27 protein-coding genes are annotated in these 16666 nt (G+C 34.7%); 2 read left to right on the top strand and 25 right to left on the bottom strand.

Annotation, left to right across the window (positions count from 1 at the left end):
• Positions 1–3: 3 nt before the first annotated feature.
• The 25 genes from secY to rpsL all read right to left on the bottom strand — a co-directional run bounded on the left by secY (position 4) and on the right by rpsL (position 13826).
• Positions 4–1347, bottom strand: a complete 1344-nt coding sequence (gene secY / locus CLV55_RS04040) for a preprotein translocase subunit SecY (RefSeq protein ID WP_112112455.1) — start codon at positions 1345–1347, stop codon at positions 4–6.
• Positions 1348–1358: 11 nt separating this feature from the next.
• Positions 1359–1811: a 50S ribosomal protein L15 gene (rplO, locus tag CLV55_RS04035; protein ID WP_112112454.1), complete on the bottom strand. Its 453-nt coding sequence runs from the start codon at positions 1809–1811 to the stop codon at positions 1359–1361.
• Between the two features lie 14 nt (positions 1812–1825).
• Positions 1826–2008, bottom strand: coding sequence for a 50S ribosomal protein L30 (gene rpmD, locus CLV55_RS04030; RefSeq protein ID WP_112112453.1), 183 nt, complete (start codon positions 2006–2008; stop codon positions 1826–1828).
• A gap of 11 nt (positions 2009–2019) precedes the next feature.
• Positions 2020–2544 carry a 30S ribosomal protein S5 gene (rpsE, locus tag CLV55_RS04025; protein ID WP_112112452.1) on the bottom strand — a complete coding sequence of 175 codons (525 nt, stop codon included), beginning with the start codon at positions 2542–2544 and terminating at the stop codon, positions 2020–2022.
• A gap of 6 nt (positions 2545–2550) precedes the next feature.
• A complete protein-coding gene (gene rplR / locus CLV55_RS04020; protein ID WP_112112451.1) occupies positions 2551–2904 on the bottom strand; it encodes a 50S ribosomal protein L18 in 354 nt (117 codons plus the stop codon).
• Positions 2905–2915: 11 nt separating this feature from the next.
• Positions 2916–3458 carry a 50S ribosomal protein L6 gene (rplF, locus tag CLV55_RS04015; protein ID WP_112112450.1) on the bottom strand — a complete coding sequence of 181 codons (543 nt, stop codon included), beginning with the start codon at positions 3456–3458 and terminating at the stop codon, positions 2916–2918.
• An 18-nt stretch (positions 3459–3476) separates the two neighbouring features.
• Positions 3477–3875 (bottom strand): 30S ribosomal protein S8, encoded by a 399-nt coding sequence (gene rpsH, locus CLV55_RS04010; RefSeq protein ID WP_112112449.1) that lies wholly within the window; start codon positions 3873–3875, stop codon positions 3477–3479.
• A gap of 72 nt (positions 3876–3947) precedes the next feature.
• A complete protein-coding gene (rpsN, locus tag CLV55_RS04005; protein ID WP_112112448.1) occupies positions 3948–4217 on the bottom strand; it encodes a 30S ribosomal protein S14 in 270 nt (89 codons plus the stop codon).
• Between the two features lie 3 nt (positions 4218–4220).
• Positions 4221–4772: a 50S ribosomal protein L5 gene (gene rplE, locus CLV55_RS04000; protein ID WP_112112447.1), complete on the bottom strand. Its 552-nt coding sequence runs from the start codon at positions 4770–4772 to the stop codon at positions 4221–4223.
• A 2-nt stretch (positions 4773–4774) separates the two neighbouring features.
• Entirely contained in the window at positions 4775–5089 is a 315-nt protein-coding gene (gene rplX, locus CLV55_RS03995; RefSeq protein WP_112112487.1) for a 50S ribosomal protein L24, read from the bottom strand.
• Positions 5090–5100: 11 nt separating this feature from the next.
• The gene (gene rplN / locus CLV55_RS03990; RefSeq protein WP_007803649.1) at positions 5101–5469 is read right to left on the bottom strand and encodes a 50S ribosomal protein L14; all 369 of its coding nucleotides are present in this window, start codon (positions 5467–5469) and stop codon (positions 5101–5103) included.
• Positions 5470–5471: 2 nt separating this feature from the next.
• Positions 5472–5729: a 30S ribosomal protein S17 gene (rpsQ, locus tag CLV55_RS03985; protein WP_112112446.1), complete on the bottom strand. Its 258-nt coding sequence runs from the start codon at positions 5727–5729 to the stop codon at positions 5472–5474.
• 17 nt (positions 5730–5746) lie between these two features.
• Complete coding sequence (gene rpmC, locus CLV55_RS03980; RefSeq protein ID WP_112112445.1) at positions 5747–5938, bottom strand: 50S ribosomal protein L29; 192 nt, start codon at positions 5936–5938, stop codon at positions 5747–5749.
• A gap of 12 nt (positions 5939–5950) precedes the next feature.
• Positions 5951–6376 (bottom strand): 50S ribosomal protein L16, encoded by a 426-nt coding sequence (gene rplP / locus CLV55_RS03975; RefSeq protein ID WP_112112444.1) that lies wholly within the window; start codon positions 6374–6376, stop codon positions 5951–5953.
• Between the two features lie 19 nt (positions 6377–6395).
• Positions 6396–7136, bottom strand: coding sequence for a 30S ribosomal protein S3 (rpsC, locus tag CLV55_RS03970; RefSeq protein ID WP_112112443.1), 741 nt, complete (start codon positions 7134–7136; stop codon positions 6396–6398).
• A 7-nt stretch (positions 7137–7143) separates the two neighbouring features.
• The gene (gene rplV / locus CLV55_RS03965; protein ID WP_112112442.1) at positions 7144–7554 is read right to left on the bottom strand and encodes a 50S ribosomal protein L22; all 411 of its coding nucleotides are present in this window, start codon (positions 7552–7554) and stop codon (positions 7144–7146) included.
• Between the two features lie 6 nt (positions 7555–7560).
• Positions 7561–7839: a 30S ribosomal protein S19 gene (gene rpsS, locus CLV55_RS03960; RefSeq protein ID WP_007136562.1), complete on the bottom strand. Its 279-nt coding sequence runs from the start codon at positions 7837–7839 to the stop codon at positions 7561–7563.
• 10 nt (positions 7840–7849) lie between these two features.
• The gene (gene rplB, locus CLV55_RS03955) at positions 7850–8674 is read right to left on the bottom strand and encodes a 50S ribosomal protein L2 (RefSeq protein WP_112112441.1); all 825 of its coding nucleotides are present in this window, start codon (positions 8672–8674) and stop codon (positions 7850–7852) included.
• Positions 8675–8683: 9 nt separating this feature from the next.
• Positions 8684–8974 carry a 50S ribosomal protein L23 gene (rplW, locus tag CLV55_RS03950; RefSeq protein WP_112112440.1) on the bottom strand — a complete coding sequence of 97 codons (291 nt, stop codon included), beginning with the start codon at positions 8972–8974 and terminating at the stop codon, positions 8684–8686.
• Positions 8975–8980: 6 nt separating this feature from the next.
• Positions 8981–9610: a 50S ribosomal protein L4 gene (gene rplD / locus CLV55_RS03945; RefSeq protein WP_112112439.1), complete on the bottom strand. Its 630-nt coding sequence runs from the start codon at positions 9608–9610 to the stop codon at positions 8981–8983.
• Entirely contained in the window at positions 9610–10227 is a 618-nt protein-coding gene (gene rplC / locus CLV55_RS03940) for a 50S ribosomal protein L3 (protein WP_112112438.1), read from the bottom strand. Before rplC ends, rplD begins: the two co-directional genes overlap by 1 nt.
• Before the next feature lie 224 nt (positions 10228–10451).
• The gene (rpsJ, locus tag CLV55_RS03935) at positions 10452–10757 is read right to left on the bottom strand and encodes a 30S ribosomal protein S10 (protein ID WP_023579610.1); all 306 of its coding nucleotides are present in this window, start codon (positions 10755–10757) and stop codon (positions 10452–10454) included.
• An 11-nt stretch (positions 10758–10768) separates the two neighbouring features.
• Complete coding sequence (gene fusA, locus CLV55_RS03930; protein ID WP_112112437.1) at positions 10769–12925, bottom strand: elongation factor G; 2157 nt, start codon at positions 12923–12925, stop codon at positions 10769–10771.
• Positions 12926–12936: 11 nt separating this feature from the next.
• Positions 12937–13413, bottom strand: a complete 477-nt coding sequence (rpsG, locus tag CLV55_RS03925; RefSeq protein WP_112112436.1) for a 30S ribosomal protein S7 — start codon at positions 13411–13413, stop codon at positions 12937–12939.
• 29 nt (positions 13414–13442) lie between these two features.
• Positions 13443–13826, bottom strand: coding sequence for a 30S ribosomal protein S12 (rpsL, locus tag CLV55_RS03920; protein WP_112112435.1), 384 nt, complete (start codon positions 13824–13826; stop codon positions 13443–13445).
• A gap of 279 nt (positions 13827–14105) precedes the next feature.
• Here rpsL and CLV55_RS03915 point away from each other — a divergent pair, with 279 nt between their 5' ends.
• Together CLV55_RS03915 and rlmB are read left to right on the top strand one after the other, a co-directional pair.
• On the top strand, positions 14106–15770 hold the full coding sequence (locus tag CLV55_RS03915; protein WP_112112434.1) for a BamA/TamA family outer membrane protein: 1665 nt from the start codon (positions 14106–14108) through the stop codon (positions 15768–15770).
• Positions 15771–15826: 56 nt separating this feature from the next.
• On the top strand, positions 15827–16561 hold the full coding sequence (gene rlmB / locus CLV55_RS03910; RefSeq protein ID WP_112112433.1) for a 23S rRNA (guanosine(2251)-2'-O)-methyltransferase RlmB: 735 nt from the start codon (positions 15827–15829) through the stop codon (positions 16559–16561).
• The last annotated feature ends 105 nt before the right edge of the window (positions 16562–16666 follow it).

Genomic DNA, 16666 nt, shown 5'->3' with positions numbered 1-16666 from the left:
AAATTAAGCTACTGCTTTTCTATTTTTACCACTTTTCATCAAACCATCATAGTGTCTATTCAATAAATATGAATTTATTTGCTGAATAGTATCAATTGCAACTCCAACCATAATGATTAAGGAAGTTCCTCCATAAAACATTGCCCAAGATTGTTGAACATCTAAACTTACTACAATAGCTGGGAACACAGCAATTAGAGCTAAGAATAACGCACCTGGAAAAGTAATTAATGACATGATTTTGTCAAGAAAATCTCCAGTTTCAACACCTGGTTTGATGCCTGGAATGAAACCACCACTTCTTTTTAAATCATCTGCCATTTTATTTGTTGGAACTGTAATTGCTGTATAAAAGAATGTAAAAATTATGATTAATAAAGCAAAAACTAAATTATACCATAATCCGAACATATTACTAAAAGCACCTGCAATTGATTGAGAAGCTTCTGACTGAGATAATCTTGCTAATGCTGCCGGTATAAACATAATTGCTTGAGCAAAAATTATAGGCATTACACCCGCTGCATTTAGCTTCAAGGGAATCCATTGTCTATTACCACCCATCATATCTTCTTCAAAATCACCTGTTGTAGTTCTTCTGGCATATTGAACAGGAATCTTTCTGATTGCCATAACCAACAAAACACAAGCAATAATCACTAATAACCAAACAATGATCTCAAATACTAAAATCATTAATCCACCATTATTATTAGTAACTCTAGAAGTAAATTCTTGAATTAAAGCTTGTGGTAATCTTGCTAAAATTCCTACCATGATTAAAAGAGAAATTCCATTACCAATACCTTTATCTGTTATTTTTTCACCTAACCACATCGCAAAAATGGTACCTGTAGTCAAAATTAAAACAGATGAAAACATGAAAGAAACAGAATCAAACCCAAGCAAAAATGCATCATGCGGAATAGTCTGTCTCAAGTTATAAATATAACCAGGACCTTGTAAAAAAGTGATAGCAATAGTTAACCAACGTGTAATTTGATTTAACTTTTTTCTACCACTTTCACCATCTTTTTGAAGTTTTTGCAAATAAGGTATAGCAATCCCCATTAATTGAACAACAATTGAAGCAGAAATGTATGGCATGATTCCTAAAGCAAAGACTGAAGCTTTAGAAAAGGCACCTCCTGTAAACATATCAAGAATTGATCCTATACCTTTATTAGTTTGTCCTGCTAACCCAGACAACTGAGTGGCATCAATACCAGGTAATGTTACGTGAGCACCAAATCTATAAACTAATAATAACCCTAAAGTAAATAGGATTCTATTTTTAAGTTCTTCGATTCTCCATACATTTTTGAATGATTCAATAAAATTCTTCATGATAAGGGATATTATAACGTTACAACTTCACCACCTGCAGCTTCAATAGCAGCTTTTGCAGTAGCGGTAAATTTATGAGCAGAAACTTTTAACTTAGATTTTAATTCACCTCTACCTAAAATTTTAACTAATTCATTTTTAGTAGCTAAACGGTTTTCAACTAAAACTGCAAAGTCAATAGTGTCTGTTACAATCCCGTTATCAACTAAAGATTGTAAGGTATCAAGATTCACACCTTGATATTCTACTCTATTAATGTTTTTGAACCCAAATTTAGGAACACGTCTTTGAAGTGGCATTTGCCCTCCTTCAAAACCAATCTTTCTAGAATAACCAGAACGAGATTTAGCTCCTTTGTGACCACGTGCAGCAGTCCCTCCTTTTCCAGAACCTTCTCCTCTACCAACTCTTTTATTTTGATTGTGCGTTGAACCCTCAGCAGGTTGTAAGTTACTTAAATTCATAACTATAAATGTTGTTATTTAACTTCCTCTACGGAAACTAAGTGTTTAACTTTATTTATCATTCCAAGGATAGCTGGATTTGAATCATGCTCAACAACTTGTCCCATTTTGCGAAGACCTAAAGCTTCTAATCCTCTCTTTTGTGAAAGAGGACAATTGATTTTGCTTCTTACTTGTTTTATTATTAATTTAGCCATATTTCCTTGAATTAACCTTTAAAAACTTTTTCTAAAGAAACGCCTCTTTGTCTAGCAATAGTATGAGCACTTCTCATTTGAAGTAAGGCATCAAACGTTGCTTTTACCACATTATGTGGATTAGACGATCCTTGTGATTTTGATAATACATCGTGAATTCCTACTGATTCAAGCACTGAACGAACAGCACCACCAGCAATAACTCCCGTACCATGTGAAGCAGGCATTAAAAATACACGAGCTCCTCCAAATTTACCTTTTTGTTCGTGAGGAACTGATTGACCACTTAAAGGAATTCTAACAAGATTTTTCTTAGCATCTTCCACCGCTTTAGCGATTGCCTCAGATACATCTTTAGATTTTCCTAAACCGTGACCTACAACACCATTTTCATCACCTACCACAACTATAGCAGAAAAACCGAAAGCTCTACCTCCTTTAGTTACTTTGGTAACACGATTAACACTAACCAAACGATCTTTTAACTCAAGACCACTTGGTTTTACAAATTCTACATTTTTGTATTTATTAGACATAATATATTAGAATTTAAGTCCAGCTGCTCTCGCACCTTCTGCTAATGATTTAATACGACCGTGATATAAATATCCCCCTCTGTCAAACGTTACAGTATCAATACCTGCTTTCAATGCTTTTTCAGCTACCAGTTTACCTACTGCTGAAGCAATTTCTACATTTGTACCTTTTCCATCAAAATTTTTATCTTTTGATGAAGCTGATAAAAGAGTAACACCGTTTACATCATCTATGAGCTGAGCATAGATTTCTTTATTACTTCTGAATACAGAAAGTCTTGGTCTAGCAGCTGTACCACTTACAATCTTTCTTATTCTATACTGGATTCTCTGTCTTCTTTCAGATTTTGTTAATGACATAAGCTTTATTTTTAAGCTGATTTACCTGCTTTTCTTCTTAATACTTCACCTACAAACTTAACTCCTTTTCCTTTGTAAGGTTCTGGTCTACGGAAACCTCTAATTTTAGCCGTTACCGCTCCCAAAAGTTGTTTATCATATGAAGTGAGTTTAACAATTGGATTTTTCCCTTTTTCAGAAATTGTTTCAACCTGTACTTCAGGAGCAACTTCCAAAACGATATTATGCGAAAAACCTAATGCTAAATCTAATTTTTGTCCTTGATTTGAAGCTCTATATCCAACTCCTACAAGTTCTAGTTCTTTTGTAAAACCAGTTGAAACACCTACAACCATATTATTGATTAATGATCTGTATAAACCGTGTTTTGATCTGTGATCTTTGTGATCTGAAGATCGCTCAACTATTACATTACCTTCTTCTAACTTAACAGTAACATCTGAAAACTCTTGAGTTAGTTGTCCTAATTTTCCTTTAACTGTAACCAATCCTTCAGCAACTTCAACAGTCACACCAGCTGGAACTACAATTGGGTTTTTTCCTATTCTTGACATTTTCGTTTTACTTTAAGATTAGTATACGTAACAAATTACTTCACCACCAACATTCAATTGTCTAGCTTGTTTACCTGTCATCAACCCTTTAGAAGTTGAAACGATAGCAATACCTAAACCATTTAAAATTCTAGGTAATTTTGAAGCACCTGCATACTTACGTAAACCAGGTTTACTAATTCTTTGAATATCTCTGATTACTGATTCTCTAGTTTCTTTGTCATATTTCAAAGCAATTTTAATGGTGCCTTGAACGCTAGAATCATCAAACTTGTAACTCAAGATATATCCTTGATCAAATAAAATTTTTGTGATTTCCTTTTTTAAATTAGAAGCAGGAATCTCAACCACTTTGTGATTAGCTTTGGCTGCATTTCTAATTCTTGTAAGAAAATCTGCAATTGGATCTGTATACATATTTATTGATTTGCGGTTATGGTTTTCATGTAGCACTCGCTACATGAACCTTTAACCAATTATACTATTATTTTACCAGCTTGCTTTTTTAACACCTGGAATTAAACCTTGATTTGCCATTTCACGGAATGTAACACGTGAAATACCAAATTGACGCATATACCCTCTTGGTCGTCCTGTTAATTTACAACGATTGTGCAAACGAACTGGAGAAGCATTTTTTGGTAACTTTTGTAAACCTTCATAATCTCCAGCTTCTAACAAAGCCTTTCTTTTTTCAGCATACTTTTCTACCGTTTTTTGTCTTTTAACCTCACGGGCTTTCATTGATTCCTTAGCCATATCTTAATTCTTTTTAAAAGGTAAACCTAATTCAGCAAGTAATGATTTTGCTTCTTTGTCAGTATTAGCAGTAGTTACAAAAGTAATATCCATTCCTGAAATTTTATTTACTTTATCAATATCAATTTCTGGGAAAATGATTTGTTCTAAAACTCCTAAATTATAATTACCTCTACCATCAAAACCAGTAGCTTTGATTCCATTGAAATCTCTAACACGTGGTAATGCAGATGTTACAAGTCTATCAAGAAACTCATACATCTTTTCACCACGTAAGGTTACTTTAGCTCCAATTGGCATACCTTTTCTTAATTTAAAAGATGCAACGTCTTTTTTAGAAATAGTAGCTAATGCTTTTTGTCCTGTAATTTTAGTTAACTCATCTACTGCATAATCAACTAATTTTTTATCAGAAACTGCCGCACCAACACCACGGCTTACAACAATTTTCTCAAGTTTAGGAACTTGCATAATGTTTTTGTAACCAAATTCCTCTTTAAGAGCAGGAATTACTCTACTCTTATATTCTTCTTTAAGTCTAGGGATATATGCCATAACTACAATACTTGATTAGATTTTTTTGAAAATCTTACTTTCTTATCACCTTCCATTTTAAATCCAACTTTAGTAACTTTTTTAGATTTAGCATCTACTAAAGATAAGTTAGAAATATGAATTGGTGCTTCCTTTTTAACGATTCCCCCTTGAGGATTTTTTGCACTTGGTTTCGTGTGTTTTGAAACCATATTTACACCCTCAACAATCGCCTTATTATTCTCGCGATCAACTTTTAAAATTTTACCTTCAGACCCTTTATGATCTCCAGCAATAACTTTAACTACGTCGCCTGATTTAATTTTTAACTTTGTCATCATTAATCGAATTAAAGCACTTCAGGTGCTAATGATACAATTTTCATGAATTGTTTTTCACGAAGTTCTCTGGCTACCGGACCAAAAACACGAGTACCTCTCATTTCACCAGCTGCATTCAAAAGAACACAAGCATTATCGTCGAAACGGATATAAGAACCATCAGCTCTTCTCACTTCTTTTTTGGTACGTACAACAACTGCAGTAGATACAGCACCTTTTTTAACGTTTCCGTTTGGTGTTGCATCTTTAATAGATACTACAATTTTATCTCCAACAGAGGCATAACGACGTTTCGTTCCTCCTAAAACACGGATAGTCAAAACTTCTTTGGCTCCTGTGTTATCTGCTACTTTTAATCTAGATTCCTGTTGTACCATAACTATTTCGCTCTTTCAATGATTTCAACTAATCTCCAACATTTAGATTTAGATAAAGGTCTTGTTTCCATGATCTTTACTGTATCACCAATGTTACAATCATTTGTTTCGTCGTGTGCAACATATTTTTTAGTTTTTAACACGAACTTACCATATAATGGGTGTTTTACTTTTTTAGTTTCTGAAACTACAATAGATTTGTGCATCTTATTGCTCGTAACAACACCAACTCTTTCTTTTCTTAAATTTCTTTTTTCCATCATTCAGCAGATTACAATTATTGTAACTCTCTTTTGCTTAATTCTGTTGCCAATCTTGCAACCGTTCTTCTCATTGTTCTAATTTGAAGTGGGTTTTGAATTGGTGAAATAGCATGAGCTGTTCTTAATTCAGCATACGTTTTTCTTACCTCACTAAGTTTTACTTGTAACTCAGCTGTAGACAGACTAATAATTTCTGATTGTTTCATAATTAATTTTTATTATGCTTCGAAATCTCTAGCAACAACAAACTTAGTTTTAACTGGAAGTTTTTGAGCAGCAAGACGCAACGCTTCTTTGGCTACTGCTAAAGGCACACCTCCAACTTCAAACATAATTTTACCTGGTTTAACTACAGCAGCCCAATATTCAACTGCTCCTTTTCCTTTACCCATACGTACCTCAAGAGGCTTTTTAGTAATTGGTTTATCAGGAAAAACATTAATCCATAATTGACCCTCTCTTTTCATATAACGAGTAGCTGCAATACGAGCTGCCTCAATTTGACGAGAAGTTAAAAACATGCCCGTTTCATGTACAGATTTTATACCGAACATTCCACTTGAAAGAACGTGTCCTCTTTGAGAAACACCTTTCATTCTACCCTTTTGTACCTTACGATATTTTGTTCTTTTAGGCTGTAACATTTTTTTCTAATTTAAAAAATTACTTTCTCTTACGAGGACTAGATTTACCATTAGATTTACCACCTCTTGGAGCATCTCCTTTTCCTGAAGAAGCTTGTTTTTTATCCATACCAATCAACGGAGATAAATCACGTTTACCATACACCTCGCCTTTCATGATCCACACTTTGATTCCCATTCTACCATAAGTAGTATGTGCTTCACCTAGTGCATAATCAATATCAGCTCTGAAAGTTGACAAAGGAATTCTTCCTTCTTTAAAACCTTCTGAACGAGCCATTTCGGCACCATTCAAACGACCTGAAATCATCACTTTAATACCTTCTGCATTCATACGCATAGCTGCCGCGATAGCCATTTTTATAGCTCTTCTGTATGAAATACGGCTTTCAATTTGACGAGCGATACTTGTTGCAACCAAATAAGCATCTAACTCAGGTCTTTTAATTTCAAAGATGTTAATTTGAACTTCTTTGTCAGTAATTTTCTTAAGTTCTTCTTTCAACTTGTCTACCTCTTGACCCCCTTTCCCGATAATAATACCAGGTCTAGCAGTAGTGATAGTAACGGTTACGAGTTTTAAAGTTCTCTCGATGATTACTTTTGATACACTAGCTTTTGATAAACGAGCATGGATATACTTTCTGATTTTATAATCTTCAGCGATTTTGTCACCGTAATCATTTCCACCATACCAGTTTGAATCCCATCCTCTGATGATCCCAAGTCTGTTTCCTATTGGATTTGTCTTTTGTCCCATCTTTTTATTAATTTGCTTGTGTGTTATCTAATTGTCCTAATACGATAGTAACGTGATTAGAACGTTTTCTAATTCTGTGTGCTCTTCCTTGTGGTGCTGGACGTAGTCTTTTTAACATCATACCTCCATCCACACGGATTTCTTTAACGATTAAGCCTGCTTCAGCTACATTACCTTCACTATTTTTTTGCTCCCAGTTATTGATCGCAGATAATAATAGTTTTTCTAATTTTCTTGAAGCTTCTTTTGAGCTAAATCTTAATATATTTAAAGCTCTTTCCACTTTCTGACCTCTTACCAAGTCTGCTACTAAGCGCATTTTTCTAGGTGAAGTAGGGCAGTTATTCAATTTAGCAAATGCTATCGACTTGTTAGCCTCTTTTCTTGCGTCTGCAGTTTCTCTTTTACGAACTCCCATTGCTTCTTATTTTTTACCTTTATTTTTTGCTCCAGCATGACCTCTAAAAGATCTTGTTGGTGAAAACTCTCCTAATTTATGACCTACCATGTTCTCAGTTACATAAACTGGAACAAATTGACGACCGTTGTGTACTGCGATAGTTTGTCCAACAAAATCTGGAGTAATCATTGAAGCTCTAGACCAAGTCTTAACCACTCCTTTATTTCCACCAGCAATATTTTCTTGAACTTTTTTATCTAATTTATAATGTACAAAAGGTCCTTTTTTTAATGAACGTGCCATGTCTATCTAATTATTTCTTTCTGCGTTCAACAATATACTTATTACTCGGGTTAACTTTAGAACGAGTTCTATAACCTTTAGCAGGAAGACCTTTTCTAGAACGTGGATGACCTCCAGAAGAACGACCTTCACCACCTCCCATTGGGTGATCAACAGGGTTCATTGCTACTGGTCTCGTTCTTGGTCTTCTTCCCAACCATCTTGTTCTACCTGCTTTACCAGATACAATTAACTGATGATCAGAATTTGAAACAGCTCCTATGGTAGCCGAACAAGTCAACAAGATTAATCTTGTCTCCCCTGAAGGCATTTTAATAGTAGCATATTTCCCATCTCTTGCCATTAATTGAGCAAAAGTACCTGCACTTCTTGCAATAACAGCACCTTGTCCTGGACGTAATTCAATACAAGAAATCACAGTTCCAAGAGGAATTTTACTTAACGGTAAAGTATTTCCGATTTCTGGAGCCGCATTTTCACCAGACACAAGAGTTTGACCTACTTGCAATCCATTTTGAGCAATAATATACGTTTTTTCTCCATCAGCATACCACAATAATGCGATAAAAGCAGTTCTATTTGGATCGTACTCAATTGATTTTACTGTAGCTGGAACACCAACTTTAGCTCTTTTGAAATCAATGATACGATATCTTTGTTTGTGACCACCGCCAGTGTAACGCATGGTCATTTTTCCTTGACTATTTCTACCTCCTGAGTTTTTTATCGGTGCAATCAATGATCTTTCCGGCTTATCAGTTGTAATGGCGTCAAAACCATTCACAACTCTAAAACGCTGACCCGGGGTAATAGGTTTTAATTTTCTTACTGACATCTTGTTTTATTAGATATTGTTGTAAAAATCTATTGTTTCTCCTTCTTGTACTTGAACTACTGCTTTTTTGTAAGCATTAGTCTTTCCACTTATCAAACCACTTTTAGTGTATTTAGTAGTTCTATCTGGTCTAACATTCATTGTATTCACACCCACAACAGTCACACCATAAGCAGCTTCAACAGCTTTCTTAATTTGAACTTTGTTTGCATTTCTATCTACAACGAAACCAAAACGATTGAAAACCTCACCTTCTTTGGTGATTTTTTCTGTAATAATAGGTTTAACTATGATACTCATGGCTTGTTATTTACTTAAATTTTCTTCAATTCCCTCTAATGATCCTTCTAATAAAACCAAGTTATTCGCATTTAAAATTGAATAAGTGCTTAATTCTGAATTAGTTACAACATTAGATGTTTTCAAATTGCGTGACGACAAATATACATTTTTATTTGAATCACCCAACACAAAAAGAGATTTTTTATTTTCTAACCCTAAGGCTTTCAAAATACTAATGAATTTTTTTGTATTTGGTGTTTCAAAATCAAAATTTTCAACAACCATTACATTAGATTCTTTAGCTTTAATTGAGAAAGCTGACTTACGAGCTAATCTTTTCAAACCTTTATTCAATTTAAAAGAGTAATTTCTTGGTCTAGGCCCAAAAATAGTACCTCCGCCTTTGAAAACTGGTGATTTTTTACTACCTGCTCTTGCAGTACCAGTCCCTTTTTGTTTTTTAATTTTACGTGTAGAACCAGCTACTTCTGCTCTTTCTTTTGATTTGTGCGTACCTTGTCTTTGATTGGCAAGATATTGCTTAACATCAAGATAAACAGCGTGATTATTTGGCTCAATTGCGAAAACTGAATCAGAAAGTTGAACTTTTCTTCCAGTTTCTTTTCCGTTGATGTCTAATACTTTTACTTCCATTACTTCTGAATGATTACGTAAGAGTTTTTGCACCCAGGAATAGCTCCCTTAACAACAAGTAGATTCTTTTCAGCAACCACTTTTAAAACTCTAAGATTTTGCACTTTTACATTTACACCACCCATTCTTCCAGCCATACGCATTCCTTTGAACACGCGTGATGGATAGGAAGATGCTCCTACAGAACCAGGCGCTCTCAAACGATTGTGTTGTCCATGTGTAGATTGCCCAACCCCACCAAAACCGTGACGCTTAACAACACCTTGGAAACCTTTTCCTTTTGACACACCCTGTACATCAACAAATTCTCCTTCGTTGAAAACTTCTACAGTGATATTATCACCTAACTTAAACTCACCCTCAAAACCTTGGAATTCAACGACTTTCTTTTTAGCAGAAGTACCTGCTTTTTTAAAGTGACCTAAATCAGCTTTAGTAGCATGTTTTTCTGTTTTGTCATCGAAACCTAGTTGAAGTGCTTCATACCCATCAACTTCTTTGGTTCTGACTTGGGTAACAACACATGGTCCAGCTTCGATTACTGTACAAGGAATATTTTTCCCGTTTTCATCAAAAATGCTGGTCATGCCGATTTTTTTTCCGATTAACCCAGACATATTATAAATTATTAATTAATTATTTCGAAACAGAACAGACTGTTTCTTTTGAGCGTGCAAAGTTAAACTTAATTTTCACATACACAACAATTTATTTTTTATTTTTTTTATGATTTTTCAAAGACTAAAATCATTGAAAAATCAAGTAAATATGCCGAATACTGTTTATAAACAAAAAAGCTGCCTTAAATAAGACAGCTTTTTTAAACTTGAAAAAGAATTTATCACACTTTTATTTCTACTTCAACACCACTTGGCAACTCTAATTTCATAAGAGCATCAATAGTTTTTGAAGAAGAAGAGTAAATATCTAACAATCTTTTATAAGAACTTACTTCAAATTGCTCTCTCGATTTTTTATTAACGTGTGGAGAACGCAATACAGTAAATATTTTTTTGTGCGTAGGTAACGGAATTGGACCTGTTACAACAGCACCTGTGCTTTTCACAGTTTTTACGATTTTCTCAGCTGATTTATCAACCAACATATGATCGTAAGATTTCAATTTTATTCTAATTTTTTGACTCATTTTGATAAAAATTAAGCGTTACCTTTTGCTTTTTTGATAACTTCTTCTGAAATATTAGAAGGAGTTTGTTCGTAATGTGAAAATTCCATTGTAGAAGTTGCTCTACCTGAAGACAATGTTCTTAAGGTAGTAACATATCCAAACATTTCAGAAAGTGGTACATTAGCTTTGATTGTTTTAGCGCCATTTCTGTCACCCATATCATTTACTTGACCTCTTCTTCTGTTCAAATCTCCAACGATATCCCCCATATTTTCTTCTGGAGTAATTACTTCAATTTTCATGATTGGCTCAAGAATTACAGCTCCAGCAGCTTTAGCTACTTCTTTGTATCCCATTTTTGCAGCCAATTCGAATGAAAGTGCATCAGAATCCACTGGGTGATAAGAACCATCCAATAAAGTAACTTTCAAACTATCTACTTGATAACCTGCTAAAGGTCCTGTTTTCATAGCTTCACGGAATCCTTTTTCAACCGCAGGAATGTATTCTTTAGGAACGTTTCCTCCTTTTACTTCATTCACAAACTGTAATCCAACTGGTACTTTACCATCCAATTCGTCAGCAGGCTCCAAACGGAAAACGATATCCCCGAATTTACCACGTCCACCCGATTGTTTTTTATAAACTTCTCTGTGTTGTGCTGATTTTGTGAAAGCTTCTTTGTACTCTACTTGAGGCTCACCTTGATTCACCTCCACTTTGAATTCACGTTTCATACGATCCACAAGAATGTCTAAGTGTAACTCACCCATACCTGAGATAATCGTTTGTCCAGAAGCTTCGTCTGTTCTTACAGTAAATGTTGGATCTTCTTCAGCCAATTTAGCTAAAGCCATACCCATTTTATCTACATCCGCTTTAGTTTTTGGCTCAATAGCGATACCAATTACCGGATCAGGGAATTTCATTGACTCAAGAATGATTGGGTGCTTTTCATCACACATAGTATCTCCAGTCTTGATATCTTTAAATCCAACTGCTGCTCCAATATCTCCAGCCTCGATATACTCGATTGGATTTTGTTTGTTCGCATGCATTTGGTAAATACGAGAAATTCTCTCTTTGTTACCAGAACGGGTGTTTAAGATATATGAACCTGCATCCAAACGACCTGAATACGCACGGAAGAAAGCCAAGCGACCTACATATGGATCAGTAGCAATTTTAAATGCTAAAGCCGCAAAAGGCTCTTTTACATCAGGACGACGTAAAATTTTAGTTTGATCTTCTTCTAATAAATCGGCATCATCAGGGTGAATTCCTTCAATACCTTCTTTATCTAATGGAGATGGTAAATATTTACAAACGGCATCCAACATAAATTGAACTCCTTTGTTTTTGAAAGACGAACCAGCAATCATAGGAATAATAGCCATATCAATCGTAGCAGCTCTTAAAGCAGCATTGATTTCATCCTCTGTAATAGAGTTTTCATCTTCCATGTATTTATCCAATAAACTTTCGTCATACGTAGCAATTTCCTCTATAAGAATAGATCTGTAATGTTTAACATCATCCACCATATCCGCAGGAATATCTACAATATCAAAAGTTGCTCCTTGTGTTTCTTCGTGCCAAACAATAGCTTGGTTTTTCACTAAATCCACAACTCCTTTAAAGTCTGCTTCATCTCCAATTGGTAACGTGATAGCCACCGCATTAGATTTCAACATATCTTTTACTTGTTGACAAACATTCAAGAAGTTAGCACCTTGACGATCCATTTTGTTAACGAATCCCATACGAGGTACTCTATATTGATCTGCTAATCTCCAGTTAGTTTCCGATTGTGGTTCTACACCATCAACTGCTGAAAACAAGAATACTAATCCATCCAATACACGAAGAGAACGATTTACCTCAACTGTAAAGTCAACGTGTCCAGGAGTATCAATAATATTAAAGTGATATCCTTGAGATTCTGGTATTAAATTACCTTGTTTTGTTGGATAATTCCAAGTACAAGTTGTAGCTGCAGAAGTAATCGTAATTCCTCTTTCTTGCTCTTGAGCCATCCAGTCCATAGTTGCAGCACCATCGTGTACTTCACCAATTTTGTGAGACTTTCCAGTATAGAATAAGATACGTTCTGTTGTTGTCGTTTTTCCAGCATCAATGTGAGCTGCAATTCCGATATTTCTAGTAAATTTTAAATCTCTAGCCATTTCTCTACCTATTAAAATCTAAAATGAGAGAATGCTTTATTAGCATCTGCCATTTTGTGAGTATCCATTCTCTTTTTAACTGCAGCTCCTTCTTCTTTAGCAGCAGCTAAAATTTCTGAAGCTAACTTTGAAGCCATGGATTTTTCGTTTCTTTTACGAGCGTACAAAATCATCCATTTCATTGCCATCGATATTTTACGATCTGGGCGGATTTGCATTGGAATTTGGAATGTAGCTCCTCCAACTCTTCTTGAACGAACTTCAACGTGAGGCATTACATTAGTTAATGCATCTTTCCAAACTTCTAATGCTGATTTCTCGTCATTATTTTTCTTTGTCTCTACAATATCAATAGCATCATAAAACACTTTGAACGCTGTAGATTTTTTACCATCCCACATTAAGTTGTTCACAAAACGGGTTACCAATTGGTCGTTAAACCTTGGATCTGGTAAAAGAGGTCTTTTTTTCGCTGCTCTTTTTCTCATGTCTTTTCTTTAAATAAAAGTTTTAAAAATTACTTTTTCGCCTCTTTTGGACGTTTTGCACCATACTTAGATCTTCTTTGTGTTCTTCCAGCCACACCTGACGTATCAAGTGCACCTCTCACAATGTGGTATCTAACCCCTGGTAAATCTTTTACTCTTCCCCCTCTCACTAATACTATCGAGTGCTCTTGAAGATTGTGTCCCTCACCTGGAATGTAAGCATTCACTTCATTTCCATTTGTCAAACGCACACGCGCAACTTTACGCATTGCTGAGTTTGGTTTTTTTGGAGTGGTTGTATACACACGTGTACAAACCCCTCTTCTTTGAGGACAAGAATCTAACGCAACCGATTTACTCTTCTTAGTGATCTGAGCTCTTCCTGTTCTTACTAATTGTTGAATAGTTGGCATAATTAATTACTATAAATTACTTGTTTATTAAATTCCCGCTTTTTACGGGGTTGCAAATGTATAAATTATTTTTAATAAAAAAAATCATAATTAATTAATTTTCAATAGCATTCTTTAATGACTTAAAAAATATACCATACTCAGAATTTTTCCGTTATTTTTACAACGATTACAAAAGAACAAAAAAGATTGTTCTCTAGCCCTGATGGAAGCGACACCTTGTATAGCGGACAACAGGAATATCGTTTACTTATATACGCAAGCCCTACGCTTCAAATCATGAAACAGTTTCTTTTTATTATGTTCTTTATGTGCTCTCTGTATTCTCAGGGGCAAAAATGGCATGTGAAAATAAACGGGCAAAATGAATTCCAAACCCAAACGATTGATTCTATTGGATACACTTCCTCTTTTAACAACCCTGATGACCAATTTAATGAAAAAAAAGCTTTTACAGAAAAGCTCCTCAAACTTGGATTTTTGGAACATGAGCTTTTGACTACCAAAAAATTAAACGACAGTACTTTTTTATATACTTATGAATTAGGTAAAAAAACAAAAACGATACATATATATATAAGCAACATATACAACATCAAAGAATGGGGAATGTACCGCGTTAAGAACGATACTTTAACACTACCATTTTCTGAGAGTGAGTTGTTTTTGAATGCAACGCTAAAAAAACTAGAATCTGATGGTTTTTCTATGGCAAAAATACACTTGGCACACTTAAATAGAAAAAAGGATTTTGTAACAGCCGATTTAATAATTTCTTCCAGTAAAAAAAGAATTTTAAACGATATCGTAATTAATGGATATGAAAAATTCCCTATAGGGTATACCAACAATCTTAAACGAATCTATAAAAAAAGGGCTTTTAATCAAGATAATATTGACCGACTCTATCGAGACGTTTCTCAGTATCGTTTTGTGAAACAAACCAAATATCCTGAAATACTGTTTACAAAAGATTCAACTAAATTGTTTGTTTACCTCGAAAAAGCAAAAGCCAATTCGTTTGATGGATTCATTGGATTCACAAACGATGAAAACAGTAAACTCATTTTTACTGGTAACGTCGATCTGAAATTAATGAATCTGTTAAACTCGGGAGAAAAACTAGCGCTGTATTGGAAAAGCAATGGAAAAGACCAAAGAACATTCAACATCAACGTCGTAATTCCTTATATCTTTAAGAGTCCCATCGGATTAAAAACCCAACTTAACATTTTCAAACAAGACAGCACTTATCAAAATACGTCAACCTCCTTCAACTTGGGATATTACTTTAATTATAATACTCGAGTGTATTTAGGATACCAAGCTACCGAATCGAGCGATATAAAAAACACCAACTCGCTTCTTTTGAGCGATTATAAAAACACTTTTTACACCACTAATTTCGAATACAACGATTACGACCCAAATATGATTTTGTTTCCAGAAAAAAGTTCGATTTCAATGCTATTCGGTTCTGGAAGACGAGATTCAAAATTTCAACAAAATCATCAATTTTTTGGAAATCTTTTATTCAAACATCATTTTTACTTGAATGCAAAGAACAGCATCAATATAAAAAGTCAAAATTATTATCTTCAAAGTGAAGCCTATATTACCAACGAACTTTATCGTTATGGAGGTATAAATTCTATTAGAGGTTTTAATGAAAATAGTCTTCAAGCAACGCTCCTTTCATCTGTTCTAACAGAATATTGTTATATTCTATCTCCCTCCTTGTACCTTCACTCTATTTTTGATTATGGGTATTTTCAAGATAAAACTACGTCTAGTTCGGGAAATCTAATGGGACTGGGATTTGGATTTGGACTTCTTACAAAAAATGGGTTGTTGAATTTTGTCTACGCTAATGGAAGTACAAACAACCAAGCTATAAAACTTTCCAATTCGATCATCCATATTAGTTTGAAAACAAACTTTTAAACTTTTTTAAACGCATAAACTTTTAAACCATAGTCAAAAAGAATTACTTTTGTACCATGGAAAAAGAAAACCAAATCTTCGGAATTAGAGCAATCATTGAGGCCATTCAAGCCAAAAAAGAAATCGACAAAGTATTCGTTCAAAGCGATGCTCAAGGCGAATTGATGCAGGAATTAATAAAAGTGATGAAAAAAAACAACATCAACTTTACGTATGTTCCTGTTGAAAAATTAAACCGATTAACCCCCAATAACCATCAAGGTGCGGTAGCCACTATTGCGCCTATTACATTCATAAAACTAGAAACTTTGGTTGACAGTGTCGTAGAAAGTGGTAAAAAACCCTTGTTTTTGATTCTTGACCAATTGAGTGATGCCCGAAACTTTGGCGCAATCATTAGAACTGCCGAATGTACGGGCGTTGACGGCATCATTGTACAAAAAACGGGTGCGGCACCCGTGAATGGAGATACGGTAAAAACATCTGCAGGAGCTGTATTTAATGTTCCAATTTGCAAAGTAGATCATATTAAAGATGCTATTTTTTATCTTCAAGGAAGCGGAATCAAAACCGTTGCGGCTACTGAAAAAACCGAAGACAGTCTTTATGATATTTCCCTAAACGAACCCGTGGCCATCATCATGGGAAGTGAAGACAGAGGAATTAACCCTTCTGTATTAAAAATTGTAGATGCCAAAGCCAAGTTACCCATGTTTGGAAGTATCGGTTCTTTGAATGTTTCTGTGGCTTGTGGCGCGTTTTTGTATGAAGCCGTTAGACAGAGACAATAAACAGTTTACAGTCGCAGTTTTCAGTTATATTAGAAGCGAAAGGCATGAGCTTTTTCAGCAAACCTTTTTCCCGCTATACATTACAATCTCGCCGAAAAAGGCGAG

This window comes from Flavobacterium aciduliphilum (assembly GCF_003268855.1).
Taxonomy (GTDB): domain Bacteria; phylum Bacteroidota; class Bacteroidia; order Flavobacteriales; family Flavobacteriaceae; genus Flavobacterium; species Flavobacterium aciduliphilum.
Note: the sequence above shows the minus strand (reverse complement) of the source record. Positions and strands in the feature narration are given on the sequence as shown.

What these genes read in the sequence shown, in the direction of transcription:
- secY (WP_112112455.1), bottom strand. Translation starts at nt 1,347, where the DNA reads ATGAAGAATTTTATTGAATCATTCAAAAATGTATGGAGAATCGAAGAA.
- rplO (WP_112112454.1), bottom strand. Translation starts at nt 1,811, where the DNA reads ATGAATTTAAGTAACTTACAACCTGCTGAGGGTTCAACGCACAATCAA.
- rpmD (WP_112112453.1), bottom strand. Translation starts at nt 2,008, where the DNA reads ATGGCTAAATTAATAATAAAACAAGTAAGAAGCAAAATCAATTGTCCT.
- rpsE (WP_112112452.1), bottom strand. Translation starts at nt 2,544, where the DNA reads ATGTCTAATAAATACAAAAATGTAGAATTTGTAAAACCAAGTGGTCTT.
- rplR (WP_112112451.1), bottom strand. Translation starts at nt 2,904, where the DNA reads ATGTCATTAACAAAATCTGAAAGAAGACAGAGAATCCAGTATAGAATA.
- rplF (WP_112112450.1), bottom strand. Translation starts at nt 3,458, where the DNA reads ATGTCAAGAATAGGAAAAAACCCAATTGTAGTTCCAGCTGGTGTGACT.
- rpsH (WP_112112449.1), bottom strand. Translation starts at nt 3,875, where the DNA reads ATGTATACAGATCCAATTGCAGATTTTCTTACAAGAATTAGAAATGCA.
- rpsN (WP_112112448.1), bottom strand. Translation starts at nt 4,217, where the DNA reads ATGGCTAAGGAATCAATGAAAGCCCGTGAGGTTAAAAGACAAAAAACG.
- rplE (WP_112112447.1), bottom strand. Translation starts at nt 4,772, where the DNA reads ATGGCATATATCCCTAGACTTAAAGAAGAATATAAGAGTAGAGTAATT.
- rplX (WP_112112487.1), bottom strand. Translation starts at nt 5,089, where the DNA reads ATGACAAAGTTAAAAATTAAATCAGGCGACGTAGTTAAAGTTATTGCT.
- rplN (WP_007803649.1), bottom strand. Translation starts at nt 5,469, where the DNA reads ATGGTACAACAGGAATCTAGATTAAAAGTAGCAGATAACACAGGAGCC.
- rpsQ (WP_112112446.1), bottom strand. Translation starts at nt 5,729, where the DNA reads ATGGAAAAAAGAAATTTAAGAAAAGAAAGAGTTGGTGTTGTTACGAGC.
- rpmC (WP_112112445.1), bottom strand. Translation starts at nt 5,938, where the DNA reads ATGAAACAATCAGAAATTATTAGTCTGTCTACAGCTGAGTTACAAGTA.
- rplP (WP_112112444.1), bottom strand. Translation starts at nt 6,376, where the DNA reads ATGTTACAGCCTAAAAGAACAAAATATCGTAAGGTACAAAAGGGTAGA.
- rpsC (WP_112112443.1), bottom strand. Translation starts at nt 7,136, where the DNA reads ATGGGACAAAAGACAAATCCAATAGGAAACAGACTTGGGATCATCAGA.
- rplV (WP_112112442.1), bottom strand. Translation starts at nt 7,554, where the DNA reads ATGGGAGTTCGTAAAAGAGAAACTGCAGACGCAAGAAAAGAGGCTAAC.
- rpsS (WP_007136562.1), bottom strand. Translation starts at nt 7,839, where the DNA reads ATGGCACGTTCATTAAAAAAAGGACCTTTTGTACATTATAAATTAGAT.
- rplB (WP_112112441.1), bottom strand. Translation starts at nt 8,674, where the DNA reads ATGTCAGTAAGAAAATTAAAACCTATTACCCCGGGTCAGCGTTTTAGA.
- rplW (WP_112112440.1), bottom strand. Translation starts at nt 8,974, where the DNA reads ATGAGTATCATAGTTAAACCTATTATTACAGAAAAAATCACCAAAGAA.
- rplD (WP_112112439.1), bottom strand. Translation starts at nt 9,610, where the DNA reads ATGGAAGTAAAAGTATTAGACATCAACGGAAAAGAAACTGGAAGAAAA.
- rplC (WP_112112438.1), bottom strand. Translation starts at nt 10,227, where the DNA reads ATGTCTGGGTTAATCGGAAAAAAAATCGGCATGACCAGCATTTTTGAT.
- rpsJ (WP_023579610.1), bottom strand. Translation starts at nt 10,757, where the DNA reads ATGAGTCAAAAAATTAGAATAAAATTGAAATCTTACGATCATATGTTG.
- fusA (WP_112112437.1), bottom strand. Translation starts at nt 12,925, where the DNA reads ATGGCTAGAGATTTAAAATTTACTAGAAATATCGGAATTGCAGCTCAC.
- rpsG (WP_112112436.1), bottom strand. Translation starts at nt 13,413, where the DNA reads ATGAGAAAAAGAGCAGCGAAAAAAAGACCTCTTTTACCAGATCCAAGG.
- rpsL (WP_112112435.1), bottom strand. Translation starts at nt 13,826, where the DNA reads ATGCCAACTATTCAACAATTAGTAAGAACAGGAAGAGCTCAGATCACT.
- CLV55_RS03915 (WP_112112434.1), top strand. Translation starts at nt 14,106, where the DNA reads ATGAAACAGTTTCTTTTTATTATGTTCTTTATGTGCTCTCTGTATTCT.
- rlmB (WP_112112433.1), top strand. Translation starts at nt 15,827, where the DNA reads ATGGAAAAAGAAAACCAAATCTTCGGAATTAGAGCAATCATTGAGGCC.